Here is a 15573-nt window from a genome sequence, read left to right on the forward strand (position 1 = left end):
ACCAATCTGCCTAAAGGAAGCTCATGAAAGACTTGATCCGAGGAATCAGACGCCATCATCTGCAACGTCTGAAAAAAGCCCGCGTCACCGATCATGCGATCGGCGAAAGCAGGCAGGGCGATTCAGCCGTGCTGGGCCGGCACGTGAATACGCCCGCCAAGTGCAGTTGCTGGATGTGCGGCAATCCCAGGCGTTATTTCGACAAGAAAAGCCGACAGGAGCGCATCCAGGATGAAAAGTTTGCCGCCGACTCTCTGATGACCGGCGTAGAGAACTTTGAGGAAGTAATGCAATAGAGGGGAATACCGTTCCAGAATCGCTAACTTTCCGAAATTCTCACTTTGGGAGTTGGAGCTGCCTGCGCTTATCTCTCAGATGACGCCGGGCTTGCGCTTGTTGGTGTCGATGAACGCTGCTTTTAGATCGATTGACCCTCTTTGCTAATTGTCGACGGCTTTTCTTGCCTAGGTCAACACATTCAGTAATAATCGAACGGCTCGTTGCTCGGATTCCTTGTGTTGTTTTGTTTTTAGTCATTAATTCATGATACAGGACTGGGCAACGGCGGTACTGCACACCCGAGACCGTCAACACGGACCAGGGCAGTCAATTTACCGCCCAGGCGTTTGTCGATACGGTGCTGGAAAACGGTTGCCGGCTGAGCATGGACGGCCGGGGGGGCTAGCGGGATAATGTCTTCGTCGAACGCGTGTGGCGGTCGGAGAAATATGAGTGTGTTTATCTACACGCTTATGATTCGGTCGCTCAGGCGAGAGCCTCGATCATGCAATATGTGGATTGGTACAATCGATCTAGGCCCCATTCAAGCCTGAATCGAAAAACACCTTATGAGGCTTATACCGGTAGTTGCCTCCGGTCAAAATGGCAGCGTAATCATCGGCAGGAATTCCACTTTAAAATCGATGATCGCTGTTCAAAGATTTGGGGCCACCTCTGTCCGAAAAATCGGGATTTTTCGGACAATCCTCAAAGATCATTAGATTGACTGAGTTTCATTTTTGCACATACTGAGTGTAATAAATTTTATATATTTGATAAAGTTTTTAATGAAAAATAGATTGCTCTTTTCATGGATTGGTAACACAGATATTCGTGAGGCTGCAAATAGGGAACGTTTAGGGCCCTTAGTAAGCATTTTGGTCGCCTCGCGATTTGATGTCCTTTATCTGATATACGATAAACCTGAAACAGAGATTACCTCATTTATCCGCCATATTGAAGAGCGCGTCGATATAACCATTATAAAGAATCCGGTTTCATTATCGGATCCGACTCATTTTGGAGATATTTATCGAGCCTTTGACTCAATGTTAAATGAAGCTCAAAAGGCCTATCCAAACGCAGAGCTGATTATCCAAATAACGTCGGGTACTCCCGCCATGACTGCCGTCTCGATTCTGTTAGGGAAAGCGAAATACTCGACGAAGTTCGTGCAGTCATCTATCGAGCAGGGGGTATCCGAGCCAGATATTCCGTTTGATATTTTTGCTGATTTCTTGCCGGCGTTAGCAAAAAAGACCGATGCAAAATTCTCAAGCCTGTTTTCAGGGCAAACGCCAAATTCTGCTGCATTTGCGGATATATTGACCCAATCTGATATCATGGAAACCCTGAAACAGAAAGCGGCGATCATTGCTCAACGAGATGTTCCGGTGCTGATTTATGGTGAAACCGGGACAGGAAAAGAGCTCTTTGCCAAGGCAATTCACAATGCGAGTCGCCGCGCAGATAAGCCGCTACTCACATTAAATTGTGGTGCGATTCCGAAAGATCTGATTGATACGACGCTATTTGGTCATACCAAAGGTGCATTCACCGGAGCTCATGAATCGAGAAAGGGGTATTTTGAACAGGCTGAGAGAGGCACATTATTCTTGGACGAGTTTGGCGAGTTGCCGTTGGAGTCCCAGGTGAGGCTTTTACGGGTTATTCAGCAAGGCACATTCACTTTGGTAGGCTCCACAACTGAAAAACTAGCCGATGTGCGCATTATCGCAGCCACTAACCGTAACTTAATTGACGATATTGCTGAGGGAAAATTTCGCGAAGACTTATTCTATCGGGTGGCCATAGGTATGATTACTCTTCCTCCGCTTCGTGAGCGGAAAGGCGATTTGCCTCTTCTTGCCAAAAAATTGCTGGAGAAAGTGAACCTCGATGCCAGCGATGCACCCGGCTATATCCATAAAAAACTTTCTGCTAATGCAATAAAATTTATATCCAACTACAGTTGGCCGGGAAATGTGCGAGAACTCCAAGCGACCATTCTTCGAGCCTCTTTATGGCAGCAAGGTGAGCTTTTGTCGGAAGAGGACATCCGCGATGCATTACTTGAAACCCGTCCAGCTCGAGATGGAATATTGTGGCGAGATATATCGCAAGGTATTGATATTGATGAAATTATAAAGGAAGTGAGTGTGCATTATATTGAACGTGCAATCAAGGAAAATCAAGGAAATAAAAGTAAAGCCGCGGCCATGCTAGGGCTGAAAAATTACCAGACATTGAATAATTGGATCGAAAAATACAATGTGAAATAAACATTGGCACGGCTTTCGCTATAGAGCCGGTATGGACAGAATAATATTTATGAAATCTACCAATTTTGAGTTCCTTCGCCCACAGAATGATGTGCTGGCCAATATAGGCGGCTTGGCTGAGGCTGTGCTGCATATCGATCCCGGCAGTGCATTAACGCGGCTGAGAGGCTTCGCGGAAGAGCTCACTAAAACGATCTATAAGGAAGAGCGGTTGCCACGTTTGCCGCAATCCAGCTTTTATGAGCTGATCAAAAATCCGGTGTTTGAAGAATGTGTCAGTAAATCGCTTATTCACCAGATTAATTTCTTGCGAATTCAAGGCAATGATACCGCTCATGGCGCTGAGGGCGAGATTCGTAACGCTCATCTGGCTCTCGGTACGGCGCATCAGCTTGCCATGTACATGGGGATCAAATACTACGGAAAGAAGAAAGAGGCTATCTCTGCCTTTCAGGACATAAAAGACCCCACTGCTACCCTAAACCAACTGCAAAAGTCGGTTTCCAGCTATGAAAAGGAGCTGCAAAAACAGCAAGAAGAACTGCAGCGGGTTATGGAGGAGCTTGAGCGTGAACGTACCAAAAACATGGACCGTTTGGAAGCGCCTGCCAAGCCAGACCAGCAAAAACGTAAGCAACAAAGTCAGCAGGTGGCCGATAGCCTGCAATGGAATGAAGCCAAAACGCGAGCCTTGCTTATTGACGCCATGTTACTGCAAGCTGGCTGGGATATTCATAGTCCCGAGCAGGTGGGGCAAGAATTTGAGGTGGTCTACCCGGATAACAAGTCGGGCAAAGGCTATGTCGATTACGTCCTTTGGAGCAATAACGGCCAGCCTTTGGCGGTGATCGAAGCGAAAAAATCCGGTAATACCAACCTGCAAGCAGGGCGTGAGCAGGCGCGTCTTTACGCAGACGCTTTTGAATACATGGGCTACCAGCGTCCGGTTATTTTCTATAGCAACGGTTATGAAACCTTTATTTGGGATGATCACCAGTACAACACCTACCGTCCGGTCTATGGCTTCTACAGCAAAGACAGCTTGGACTATTTAATCTATCAACGCCATTACCGCAGTGCTGAGTTAGAAAAATTCAATCCCGAGCTGAGCATTGCCGATCGACCTTATCAGATCGAAGCGGTAAAAACAGTCGCGGCGCACTTTCAGAACCAACGCCGCAAGGCATTGATCATTCAGGCAACGGGAACCGGTAAGACCCGTGTAGCCATTGCATTGGCCGAACTTCTGTTACGTACAGGCTGGGCTAAGCGTGTATTGTTCCTATGTGATCGCAAAGAACTGCGTATCCAGGCCGACGAGGCCTATAAGCAAAACTTACCCAGCGAACCACGCTGTATCATTGGGGAAACCAATAAAATCGACCAAACTGCGCGCGTTTATATCGCGACCTATCCGGGCATGATGAACCGTTTCACCCAGCTCGACGTCGGTTTTTTTGATCTCATTATTGCGGATGAAAGCCATCGCAGTATTTATAACAAATACAGGGATTTGTTCGACTATTTCGACGCGTTGCAAGTGGGACTTACCGCTACACCGGTGAAGTTCATCAGCCGAAACACCTTCGATATGTTCGACTGTGAAACGACGGACCCCACTTTTGAGTTTGGCCTTGATGCCGCGATCAATAACGAGCCGCCTTATCTGGTGCCGTTCCGGGCCAAAGACCTTACCACCGATTTTTTACGTGACGGGATTCATTACAACGATCTAACAGAAGAGCAAAAACGCCAACTGGAAGAAGATTTGGGCGAGGAAGAAGCTAAAAAGACTACCATTGCCGGGAAGGACATAGGTCGCAAAATTTTCAGTGAAGATACCGACCGTATCATTTTGGAAAATCTCATCAACAACGGCATTAAAGATGAAACGGGCTCCTTAGTCGGTAAGACCATCATCTTTGCACAGCGCCAAGATCATGCCGAACACCTGGAAAAGCTCTTTTGCAAACTCTACCCCCAGTTCGGCAGTAAAGTGTGCAAGGTGATTCACAATGCGATTCCCCATGTCGAAAGTCTCATTAAAGAATTCAAAAAGGCCGACAACGAGTTTCGGATTGCGATATCGGTCGATATGCTCGACACCGGGATCGATGTGCCCGAAGTGGTCAACCTGGTCTTTGCCAAGTCGGTCAAGTCTTGGGTGAAATTCTGGCAAATGATTGGGCGCGGAACGCGCCTGCGCCCAAATCTGTTCGGTCCAGGCAAGCATAAAACCGAGTTTTTGATCTTTGACCATTATGGCAACTTCGATTTTTTCGAAGAAGAATACCAAGAACCGGAAGACACGGGCGGCAAGTCCCTATTACAAACTACTTTTGAGGTGCGCTTGGAGCTTGCCCAAGCCGCGCTTAAACAGTGCCATGCCCAAGCTTTTGATGCGGCTGTAGAGCTTCTACGCGCAGATATTAATGATTTGCCGGACACCAGTATCGCCGTTAAACGAGAGCTGCGCGTGGTGCATCAGCTACAACAAACCGATTTGTTAAAAGCGCTGGATGCGAAAACTCAGCATCTCCTAGTGAACACGATTGCCCCTTTGATGTCAGCTAGGGTTTTGCGTGATAAGCACGCTACCGCCTTGGATAAACTCATCGCCAACATCGAACTCTGCCTGGTCGAACAAGCCAGCTGCTTTGATGATGGTCGCGATCAATTGCTGGCCGAGCTCGACAAACTTGCTGTTAACATTCAAGCCGTTCGTCAGAAAGATACAGTGATTGCCGAGGTACGCAGCGCAGAGTTCTGGCAGCAACCCAGCATTGAGAAACTCGAAACCGCCCGTAAAGAATTGCGCAGCATTATGAAATACCGGCAGTCGGGTAGCGGGGGAGTTTATGCCACGCCAAGGACCAAAACCGGTGATAATGGAGTTGAGGAGTTTGAGCGGGAAATCAAAATTGCCGGCGCCAACGAAGCGATGATTTACCGTCGTCGGCTGAAAAGCATTTTGGATAACATGATTGCTATGAATCCAACCCTGCAAAAAATACGCAAGGGCGAAGCCATCGCCGAAGCAGAGCTAAAGTCACTGACCTCCACGATACTCACCAGTCATCCGGGCGTCAGCCTGGAAGTGCTTAACGATTTTTATGGGCGCACTGCTGACCAATTGCAGCTAACGGTTCGGGAGCTGATTGGCCTCGACCCGCATGCAATTGAAGAGCATTTCAAAGGGTTTCTGCATGGCCATCCCAGTCTCACTGCCCAGCAAGTGCGATTTTTAAATTTATTGAAAAATTACATTGCCCAGCATGGTTCTATTGTGGTGGAGAAGCTCTATGAGCCCCCTTTCGATAGTATCTCTCACGAGGGCATTGATGGAATATTCAAACCCGATGATGTAAACGATCTGATCGAAGTGCTTCAACCTTTTTTGCGTGCTGACACGCAGACAGCAAATACCTAGGAGGACACATGCCGGCCATTCAATGGACCACTGAACTTACAGCCATTTTCTGCGTAGCCATGATTACCGTGGGCGTAATTGGTTATTTGGCGGCGACACTGCGCCACAGCCGCCGCAATACCGAGCTGAACGGCTTGCTAGACCAGACAAAGCAGGAACTGAGTAAAAACACTGAATTGCTTACTTCCGTTCGAGTACAGCATGAGGAACTGCAAGGTAAAAATCATCAATTAGCGTTAGGCGAAAATAAGTTAGAGCAACAATTATTAGCCGCAAAAGATAAATGTCAAAACTTGGAGGAACGCCTAATAGAAGTGCAAACCGAAGCTAAAACTGAACGCGAGGCTTTGCGCCAACAACTCGAAATAATTAATCATCAACATCACGAAGCTGAAAAGCAACGGGATACAGCTCAAACTGAAGCTCGTTCCATTAACCAACAACAGCAAGATTTACGTGATCGTCTGCAAGCGAATGAAAATGCGCTTCAAGAAGAGCGCAAAGAAGTCAATCGCTTAAAAGATGAGTTGGCGCAAGAAGGTAAAAAAGCCAAGGCGCTGGAAACCTCTGAAAAAGAAGCGCGTGAACAACTCCTGGAAGCGAAAGTGCTGTTAGCCGGTGCGATTGAAAAACAGGATACACTGCAGACACGCATAACGGATCTGAATAGCCAATACACCAAACTAAAAACCGAACAGGACGAGCGTGAAGCCAGCCATGCGCGCGAAGTGGCTAACTTTGAAAAACAAAAAGCCAGTTTAGCCGAGCAGTTTAAGCTACTTTCAAACGAGATACTGGAAGCCAAAGCCAAATCGCTGCAAGAAAGCAGCAAGCTCACGCTCAGCTCGATCATGAACCCTTTTCAGCAATCCATCGACAGCTTTAAAAAAGAAGTACAGGACATCCACCACCGTGAAACCACCCAGCAAGGCGAACTGCGCAAAGAACTGGAGTCGCTCAAAGAGTTGAACCGAAAAATCACTGCCGAAGCGCATGAGTTATCAACGGCTCTGCGCGGCCAGAAAAAACTGCAGGGCAATTGGGGCGAACTGGTGCTGGAAAACGTGCTGGATCGTTCCGGCCTGCAACTGGGCAAAGACTACCAGCGTGAAGTCAGTTTCACCACGGAAGAAGGGCGGCAGCGACCGGATGCCGTGGTTTACCTGCCACAAGGAAAGCATCTCATTATCGACGCCAAAGTTTCACTCAATGCATATACTCGCTTTGTCAATGCAGAAGATGAAACTGAACGCACTTTAGCGCTAAAAGAACATGTGCAAGCCGTTGCCAGCCGAATCAAAGAACTGGCCGATCGAGATTATTACAGACTTCCAGGATTGAAATCGCCAGAAATGGTGTTCATGTTCATTCCTATCGAATCGGCCTTTGTCGAGGCACTGAAAGCCGAGGAGACGCTTTTCCAATACGCTATTGAACACAACGTGCTGGTGGCAACGCCAACCACCTTGCTGACCAGCCTGAACATTGTTCGCCAGTTATGGCGTTACGAAGATCAAAACAAGCATACTGCCGCCCTGGCAAGCAAGGCCGAAGCCGTGTTCAGAAAGCTCAATATCTTCCTCTCCAGTTTTGAAAACATTAAAAAGGGTTTAGAGCGTGCGAATGAGGCGTATACGAGAGCCGAAAATCAACTCGTAAGCGGTAAAGGCAATCTGGTCAAGCAAGTCGGTGAGTTTAAAAACTTGGCGCCTGCCATCAGAGCCGAATTGCCTGAATATTTTGCCGAAAAAGCCGCGCTGGAAATCGACTTTATTCCAGTAGAAGTGGCGGGTGAAGATGCCGAAAACACTCTTAACAAAACAGAAGAGCAAGACACTGAAGTAATTACAGAGAACATCTAAATGCTAACAGGCCAATTAAGAAACAACATTGACAAGCTTTGGGAAAAGTTTTGGACCGGAGGTATCACTAACCCGTTAACCGTAATCGAACAAATCAGCTACCTCATCTTTGCCCGCATGCTGGACATGCAGGAAGAGGTGGCCGAGCGGAAAGCCGCACGCACCGGTAAAGACTTTGACCGTCTGTTTCCCAATACGCCTGAAGGCCAATTGTTGCGCTGGAAAAACTTTAAAAACCTCAGCGGTAAAGAGCTGCACAAGCACCTTAAAAACAATGTTTACCCTTATTTTGCCAAGTTGGGCCAGCAATCCGATGACGAAGATAGCTTGGGTAATGAAGGCAGTGCACGGGAAGCCTTGGGTCATATTGGCGAATACATGCAGGATGCCGATCTGGAAATCAAAAATGAGTCGGTATTGGTCTCTGCGGTTGAAATGGTCGACGAACTGCCGCTCACGCAAAGCGACGTTAAAGGTGATATCTACGAATATCTGCTCAGTAAACTGACCACCGCCGGCATTAACGGCCAGTTCCGCACGCCGCGTCATATCATCGATGCGATGGTCGAACTGATCGATCCGCAGCCGAGCGAGGTAATTTGCGATCCGGCTTGCGGCACCGCGGGGTTTCTCGCGCGGACCATGGAGTACTTAAATCGTAAGTATTCCAGCGATGCGGGCATATTCGAAGACGAGGAGGGTAACAAGCACTACACCGGCGACTTGTTGGAGCCGTACCGCGACCATATCAACAAGCAGATGTTCTGGGGCTTCGATTTCGATACTACCATGCTGCGCGTGTCCAGTATGAATATGGCTCTGCATGGCGTCAACAGTGCGAATATTCTGTATCAGGACTCTCTAAACAAATCCATCAAAGAACATTTTCCCCATCAGGAAGAAAACTTTTTTGATGTGATTCTGGCGAATCCGCCGTTTAAAGGCAGCCTGGACGAAACCAACACTAATCCCGATGTCCTGGGGTTGGTGAAAACCAAAAAAACAGAATTATTGTTTGTCGCGCATATTCTACGTGCACTGAAACTCGGTGGTCGCGCGGCGGTGATCGTGCCCGACGGCGTATTGTTCGGCTCCTCCAACGCTCACCAGCAACTGCGCCGGGAGTTAATCGAAAACAACCAGCTCGAAGGCATTGTCAGCTTGCCTAGCGGCGTGTTTAAACCTTACGCAGGGGTCAGCACCGCGATTCTGATATTTACCAAAGGTGGCAATACCGAACACGTCTGGTTCTATGACCTACAAGCGGACGGTTATTCGCTCGACGACAAGCGTACGCCGCTTAAAGGCGAAGGCAATAATGACTTACCAGATGCCATTGCGCAATGGAAAAAATATCGGGGACTTATTGAAGCCAATGCGCCAGCAGCCGAGATTGAAAAAATCTTTGGCGATAAGACCAGGAAAGCGTTTGTGGTGAATGCCAAAGCCATTGCCGACAACAAATTCGACCTGTCCATTAACCGCTACAAGGAAGTAGCGCTTGAGGAAGAAGCGTACGAAGATCCCAGGGTGATTTTAAAAAAGTTGAAGTCGTTGGAAACAGAGATTATGGATGACCTGAATGAGTTGGAGGAGATGCTGTGAGCTATCCTTTGGTTGAGCTTGGTTGTCTGGTTGATATCAAAACAGGGAAGCTTGATGCCAATGCGGCAATGAAGGATGGAAAATACCCATTTTTCACTTGCTCGCGGACTTCACTAGCTATTGACGAATACGCTTTTGATGTAGATGCGGTGTTAGTAGCCGGTAATGGTGACTTGAACGTAAAACACTACAAAGGAAAATTTAACGCTTATCAAAGAACATATGTCGTTGTAGTAAAGCAGAGTAATCTGCTAGACACTCGTTTTCTATACTATTTCATGGAGTCATACGTCAATCGATTAAGAGAAATGAGTATAGGAGGAGTAATCAAATATATAAAACTGGGAATGCTTACGGATGCTCTAATTCCCCTTCCATCCCTACCAGAACAAAAACGCATTGCCGCCATCCTAGACAAAGCCGATGCCATCCGCTGCAAACGCCAGCAAGCCATCCAACTCACCGACGAATTCCTGTGTGCCCTATTTCTGGATATGTTTGGCGACCCGGTGACGAATGGATGGGAGCCAGTGCCTGCGGAGAAATTGGCATTAGACGAAAAGGGAAGCATAAGAACAGGGCCTTTTGGTAGTCAGTTATTACACAGTGAATTTACCGACGATGGGATCGCTGTACTGGGAATCGATAACGCCGTTTCCAATACATTTTGTTGGGCCAAGCCAAGATATATATCTGAAGAAAAATATCAGGAGTTAAAAAGATATACCGTTTATCCAGATGATATTCTTATCACAATAATGGGAACATGCGGGAGAACTGCAATTGTTCCGGATAATTGTCCAACGGCGATTAACACAAAGCATTTGTGTTGCATTACTCTCGATAAAGAAAAATGTACGCCCGAGTTTCTTCATTCCTATTTTTTAATGCACCCTCATGCAAAGGATTATCTATCAAGAACTGCGAAAGGAGCTGTTATGGATGGCCTTAACATGGGGATTATCAAGGAACTTCCCGTATATCTCCCGCCAATTGAATTGCAGAGAAAATATTCTGTGATTCAAAAAAAGATTTTGACAAACAAGAATTCTATTCAATTGGCTAAAGCGGGCTTTGAAGAGCTATTTTCATCCCTCAGTCAAAAAGCATTTGCAGGCCAGTTATAGGAGTTTGGGAGCAGATGGATTTGTTTGAGCCGTTAAAAAAAGAAATCACAATACCCGGATGGTTTGCTCCTAATATCAAAATCGGGAGTAATCGAATTCATCATTGCCTCTACCGGCCGATAGTTGTCGAATTTTGCGTAAGAGATGCTGAATTTTCGGGGTATTTCGAACTGACGAGCGAGCTTAAACCGCTGTTTGATAAAATTTATCTAAAAAAATGGAATGCCAAAGGGCGTTGTCCTGAGGGGGCTTTAGCGCTGAAAGGTAAGGAGCAATTTGATATTGTTGGGCTCTCGAAAGACACTCCATTGCAGTGGGAGCATCCTCCGACAAAAAGCCCGAATCAGGAGCCGGATAGTATTATTCAATCTTGGCGAGGACTTTTTCAATTTAAAGAAGAAGACATTGAGCAATACGTTACCGGCTTACGGCGACCTCAGTTAGGTGCGCTACATGCAATATCTGCTTATTTCGCTACAGACAGGGAGTTAGAGCCTGCCACGGTTGTTTTGCCTACCGGCACAGGAAAGACAGAAACCATGCTGGCGACCATGGTCTATCAACAATGTCAAAAAATTCTGGTTATTGTTCCGTCCGATTCCTTGAGAACACAGATAGCCAACAAATTCTTCTCACTTGGTTATCTTCCAGAACTGGGCGTTGTGCCTCTTGATATTAATTATCCGTATGTGGCGGTGCTGAAATCGGGCCTCGAAACTAGTGAGGAGGCTGCAAGTCTAGCGGACGCGTCCAATGTAATTATTGCGACAACCAGTGCGCTAAGTGCAAGTAATGCTCAAGCTGTAGACGAGCTTTGCCAGAGATGCACTCACCTGTTCGTTGATGAAGCACATCATATTTCTGCCAATTCATGGTTGGCTATCCGTGAGCGGTTTAAGGGCAAAAAGGTCATTCAATTTACCGCGACACCGTTTAGAAACGACAAAAAGGCATTGGGTGGGCGAATTATCTATAACTACACCATGGGTGAAGCGCAACGAGCCGGTTATTTTACCCAGGTAAATCTGCTGCCGGTAGAAGAATACTATGCAGATGACATCGATCGCTCTATTGCTGAGAAGGCGGTTAACAAATTAAGAAACGACCTAAGTGAAGGGTTCGATCACTTAATGATGGCTCGAACCAGTAGTAAGAAGCGTGCGGAATCGCTTTTGGGGGTGTATCAGGCGATTGCTTCCGATTTCAATCCCATAGTCGTGCATTCTGTCTATGGAAAGCCCGAAATTAAAAAGCGACTCGATGGTTTGCTGTCGAGACAGTCGAAAATAGTGATCTGTGTGGACATGCTGGGGGAGGGCTACGATTTGCCCAATTTGAAAATTGCAGCCCTGCACGACTACCACAAAAGCCTTGCCGTAACTTTGCAGTTTATCGGGCGTTTTACCCGAGTAAGTCATTCCCAAAAGCTCGGTCAAGCAAGTGTGGTTATGAACGTTGCCGATCCAGCAGTTGAGGGAGCGTTACAGAATTTATATGCGCTTGGTGCCGATTGGGATAGCGTCTTGCGGAGGCTATCCGAAGGCAGGATTGAGAGGGAAATACGGCTTCAGGAAGTTGTTGATGCGTTGAAAAACAAAGGAAATTTGCACAACCAAATATCGCTATGGAATTTGGAGCCTTCGTATACCGTCATGCTGTTTCATGCCTCTTGTGAACAATGGCTGCCTGAGCGCTTTGCTGAAGATCTTCCAAAATTTGATGAGTATTGGCATGCCATCGCAGATGATGAGAATCTGCTGGTCGTGCTCGCCATTCAAACGGCACCCGTTAAGTGGGGCTCTTACAAAGATCTAAGAGATAGCAACTACAAGTTACTCATTGCACACTGGGATAAAGACCGTAAGGCGCTTTTTGTTTTTTCGAATGATTATAAGGCTTTTCGTGTTGGAAGCTTGGCTGAATCCATTTGCGATGGTCGCTGTGAGTTGTTAAGCGGAAACCGGATCTTCAATGTTTTTAATGGTATTCAGTACCCTCTGGCGAGAAACCTGGGCGCCGCCCAAATCGGAGCTATTAGCTTTACCCAATATTTTGGCCCGAATGTGACCGAGGGACTGTCTTTAATCGAAGCGTCACAGTCCAGTTTGAGTAATATCGCTGCATTGGGGTATGAATCAGGCGAGCGGGTTATTTGGGGCTGTTCGCAGAGAAAAGGTAAGGTCTGGTCGCCACAAAAAGGCGGATCGATTGCCGATTGGTGCGGTTGGGTAAAAAAAGCATGGGATAAGGTTATTACCGATGTGCCTGACGAGGAAAACATTACTCGAAACTTCCTGAGACCAGAACGTTTGCGGGAGCCATATCATGGCCATCCATTATCTGCGCAATGGGGCGAGCAATTATTAACCGCATTTGAAGACAAGGTGGATTTTTACTTTGGTAAAAAGGCCGTACCGTTTTACTTGGTGGATTTGAAGGTTGATGGCAAAGAAAACGATGGAAGTGTACGCATTGTTTTTGCTAGCGACGATTTTTTCTCGATATACAAACTGGTAATTGGTGGAGACGGATCAGGAAAAGGATACCAATATCGGTTGGTAGATGGTATCGAGCTTTCCATTCACAGAGGGAGTTCGGAGCCAATACCGTTACCCGAATATATGGTTTCAGATCCCGTTACTATTTATTATGCCGACAGCTCATTCTCTTACAATGCACATATTGTATCCGTTAATGAGGGCATCGGGATTTATTCAAAAGACGATATATCGGTTTTTGATTGGTCTGGAGTTGATATAAGAAGTGAGTCGATGCGATATGAGAGAGTTTCTAACTCGATCCAATGGGCTTACTTTCAGCATATCCAAGACGATTATGATGTGGTTGTCAATGATGATGGCTCCGGCGAATCGGCAGATTTAGTTGCCTTAAAAGTTCTTGATGATGCAATACTTTTAACGTTAGTCCACTGCAAGTTTTCATCGGAAGATAATCCCGGAGCAAGACTTAAAGACCTCTACGAAGTTTGCGGACAAGCTCAACGAAGTATTCGTTGGAAGCACCTCAATCTCAATTATCTGTACCACCATATAAAACGCCGCCAAGAACAATGGCGATCGCGAGGATATTCTCGGTTTCTAAAAGGTGCCATTGAAGATTTAGCTGCAATTAGAGATAGGGCCAGAACAAGCGCTTTAAATTTCCACGTGATTATTGTGCAGCCGGGATTGAGTGTGGAACAGATTACGCATGAAGGTTTAAAGTTATTAGGCAGTACGGCCTTATATATTAAAAAAACGACGATGGCTGACTTAAAAGTTATTGGCTCTGCCTAAGTGAAATTCTCATCATGAAAATTACAAAAATATCACTCACCAATTTTCGCTCTTTTAAATCCACACAGTCTATCGAATTAGCTCCGGTTACGCTGTTATTTGGGCCAAACAGTGTAGGTAAAAGCTCGGTATTGATGGCTTTAGCCTATGTTCAGCAGATTTTGAGCAAAGGCCACTGTAATCCGCAAAAGCTGGATGCATTAGGCGATAAGATGATTGGGGGATTCCGCTCTCTTGTCTACGGACAGGATACTAATCAATCCATTAAGATTCGCTTGTATTTTGATGCTGGCAATACACCATTCGTTAGTTACGCTACAGATGTTAGTAGGATGGCTGATGTTATGCGCATAGGTCCCGAGATTGTTCTTATGAAGGATTTTGGTGGAAGTATTGAAACCGGCGCGGTGGAATTTGAAATTAGCTGGTCAACTCGACATAAGAAAGCCTTTGTAAAAAATTACCGTGTTTGGATAAATGGACGCTATATCGGTTGTATTACATCAAGTGAAGACCAAAAGAATACAGTGATCAATGAGTTAAATACTAAACATCCTTTGTTACTTCCTTGCGACTACGAAGACTGGATGCAATCACATTACGGACCGGAGAATGAGCGTGAGTTATTTGATATTGAAGAGTTACATACCGAGTTTGAGCTGAATTTAAAAAACCTGAACCCAAATCCCGTGGAAACGGCAGCTATAGCAGATATAGAAAGTGCTGAGGAAAAGTTTGTAAATTGTATAGCTCCTATAAGTTTAGTTTGTCAACATGGTGCAATCCCAATGCTTGGTTTTCCAGTTATGACGAACCTTGATGGTCAGGACTTTCATAATTCCGGCGATCATCTTAATTTTCTTGTTATTCGTGAAGTATTAAGTCAGGCGTTTGTATTGCCCCTCGACAAGCTACTGGAGACTATTGATAAAAGTATTTTGATAGGGCCGTTGCGTGTCGTCCCGGATAATGAATATGTGCCGAATCCGCATCCTGAACAGGCTGATTGGGTGGATGGGTCGGCAGCCTGGGATTTGTTGCACAAAGATCCAAGTAGTGATGATTCGATAAAGAAGTTACTAAGGAATACCAGTAAATGGTTTTATTCAAAAGATAAACTCGATTCTGGGTACGAGGTAATCAACCGATCTCTAATTGACACGCTTCATCTGCAAGATGATTCAAATCCGGCAATGCTTGGGTTAATAAACAAGCGCCATGTATATTTCAGGGAATTGCGAACGGATATTTACCTTTCGGCAAACCAATTAGGCACAGGCATTTCGCAAGTATTGCCACTTGTCGTTGCGTCAAATTATGACTCGCTAGGATTGATTGGTATTGAGCAACCCGAGCTTCATCTTCATCCTCGATTTCAGGTTGAGTTGGCCGATCTATTTTTAACAACGCGAGATAAACATAGTTTTCTCATTGAAACTCACAGCGAACATATTGTATTGCGCCTGTTACGGAGAATTCGGGAATCTAATAAAGCGAAAACTGATAATAATATTATTAGTCCCGATGACATTAGTGTTGTTTATCTATCACCATCACCAGACGGCACAATTGCTGAACGGTTAGCTATAACTATGGATGGCGATTTTGAACACGATTGGCCACATGGCTTTTTCGATGAACGTGATGGGGAACTGTTTTAATGTATAAGGAGGTGGCATTTGATCCTGCCTG

The 15573-nt window shown here is 46.0% G+C and carries 8 protein-coding genes and 1 pseudogene; all 9 read left to right on the forward strand.

What is annotated here, in order from left to right:
- The first annotated feature begins 23 nt into the window (after nucleotides 1–23).
- Nucleotides 24–296 carry a hypothetical protein gene (locus METLA_RS23320; protein ID WP_024300133.1) on the forward strand — a complete coding sequence of 91 codons (273 nt, stop codon included), beginning with the start codon at nucleotides 24–26 and terminating at the stop codon, nucleotides 294–296.
- Between the two features lie 281 nt (nucleotides 297–577).
- A pseudogene (locus METLA_RS23660) lies at nucleotides 578–868 on the forward strand (transposase); the annotation flags it as partial.
- Between the two features lie 199 nt (nucleotides 869–1067).
- On the forward strand, nucleotides 1068–2561 hold the full coding sequence (locus METLA_RS0119355; protein WP_024300134.1) for a sigma-54 interaction domain-containing protein: 1494 nt from the start codon (nucleotides 1068–1070) through the stop codon (nucleotides 2559–2561).
- Between the two features lie 49 nt (nucleotides 2562–2610).
- Nucleotides 2611–5991: a type I restriction endonuclease subunit R gene (locus tag METLA_RS0119360; RefSeq protein WP_024300135.1), complete on the forward strand. Its 3381-nt coding sequence runs from the start codon at nucleotides 2611–2613 to the stop codon at nucleotides 5989–5991.
- 8 nt (nucleotides 5992–5999) lie between these two features.
- Nucleotides 6000–7853: a DNA recombination protein RmuC gene (locus tag METLA_RS0119365; RefSeq protein ID WP_024300136.1), complete on the forward strand. Its 1854-nt coding sequence runs from the start codon at nucleotides 6000–6002 to the stop codon at nucleotides 7851–7853.
- Nucleotides 7854–9458: a type I restriction-modification system subunit M gene (locus METLA_RS0119370; RefSeq protein WP_024300137.1), complete on the forward strand. Its 1605-nt coding sequence runs from the start codon at nucleotides 7854–7856 to the stop codon at nucleotides 9456–9458.
- Nucleotides 9455–10585 (forward strand): restriction endonuclease subunit S, encoded by a 1131-nt coding sequence (locus tag METLA_RS0119375; protein ID WP_024300138.1) that lies wholly within the window; start codon nucleotides 9455–9457, stop codon nucleotides 10583–10585. The genes METLA_RS0119370 and METLA_RS0119375 overlap by 4 nt, the downstream gene beginning before the upstream one ends.
- A 14-nt stretch (nucleotides 10586–10599) precedes the next feature.
- Nucleotides 10600–13881, forward strand: a complete 3282-nt coding sequence (locus tag METLA_RS0119380; protein WP_024300139.1) for a DEAD/DEAH box helicase — start codon at nucleotides 10600–10602, stop codon at nucleotides 13879–13881.
- Between the two features lie 14 nt (nucleotides 13882–13895).
- Nucleotides 13896–15542 (forward strand): AAA family ATPase, encoded by a 1647-nt coding sequence (locus METLA_RS0119385; protein WP_024300140.1) that lies wholly within the window; start codon nucleotides 13896–13898, stop codon nucleotides 15540–15542.
- Nucleotides 15543–15573 lie beyond the last annotated feature (31 nt).

Source organism: Methylomicrobium lacus LW14, from assembly GCF_000527095.1.
Classification (GTDB): domain Bacteria; phylum Pseudomonadota; class Gammaproteobacteria; order Methylococcales; family Methylomonadaceae; genus Methylomicrobium; species Methylomicrobium lacus.

Excerpts from the sequence above, each read along its gene's own strand:
- METLA_RS0119385 (WP_024300140.1), top strand. The coding sequence starts at position 13,896 with ATGAAAATTACAAAAATATCACTCACCAATTTTCGCTCTTTTAAATCC.
- METLA_RS23320 (WP_024300133.1), top strand. The coding sequence starts at position 24 with ATGAAAGACTTGATCCGAGGAATCAGACGCCATCATCTGCAACGTCTG.
- METLA_RS0119355 (WP_024300134.1), top strand. The coding sequence starts at position 1,068 with ATGAAAAATAGATTGCTCTTTTCATGGATTGGTAACACAGATATTCGT.
- METLA_RS0119365 (WP_024300136.1), top strand. The coding sequence starts at position 6,000 with ATGCCGGCCATTCAATGGACCACTGAACTTACAGCCATTTTCTGCGTA.
- METLA_RS0119380 (WP_024300139.1), top strand. The coding sequence starts at position 10,600 with ATGGATTTGTTTGAGCCGTTAAAAAAAGAAATCACAATACCCGGATGG.
- METLA_RS0119360 (WP_024300135.1), top strand. The coding sequence starts at position 2,611 with ATGAAATCTACCAATTTTGAGTTCCTTCGCCCACAGAATGATGTGCTG.
- METLA_RS0119370 (WP_024300137.1), top strand. The coding sequence starts at position 7,854 with ATGCTAACAGGCCAATTAAGAAACAACATTGACAAGCTTTGGGAAAAG.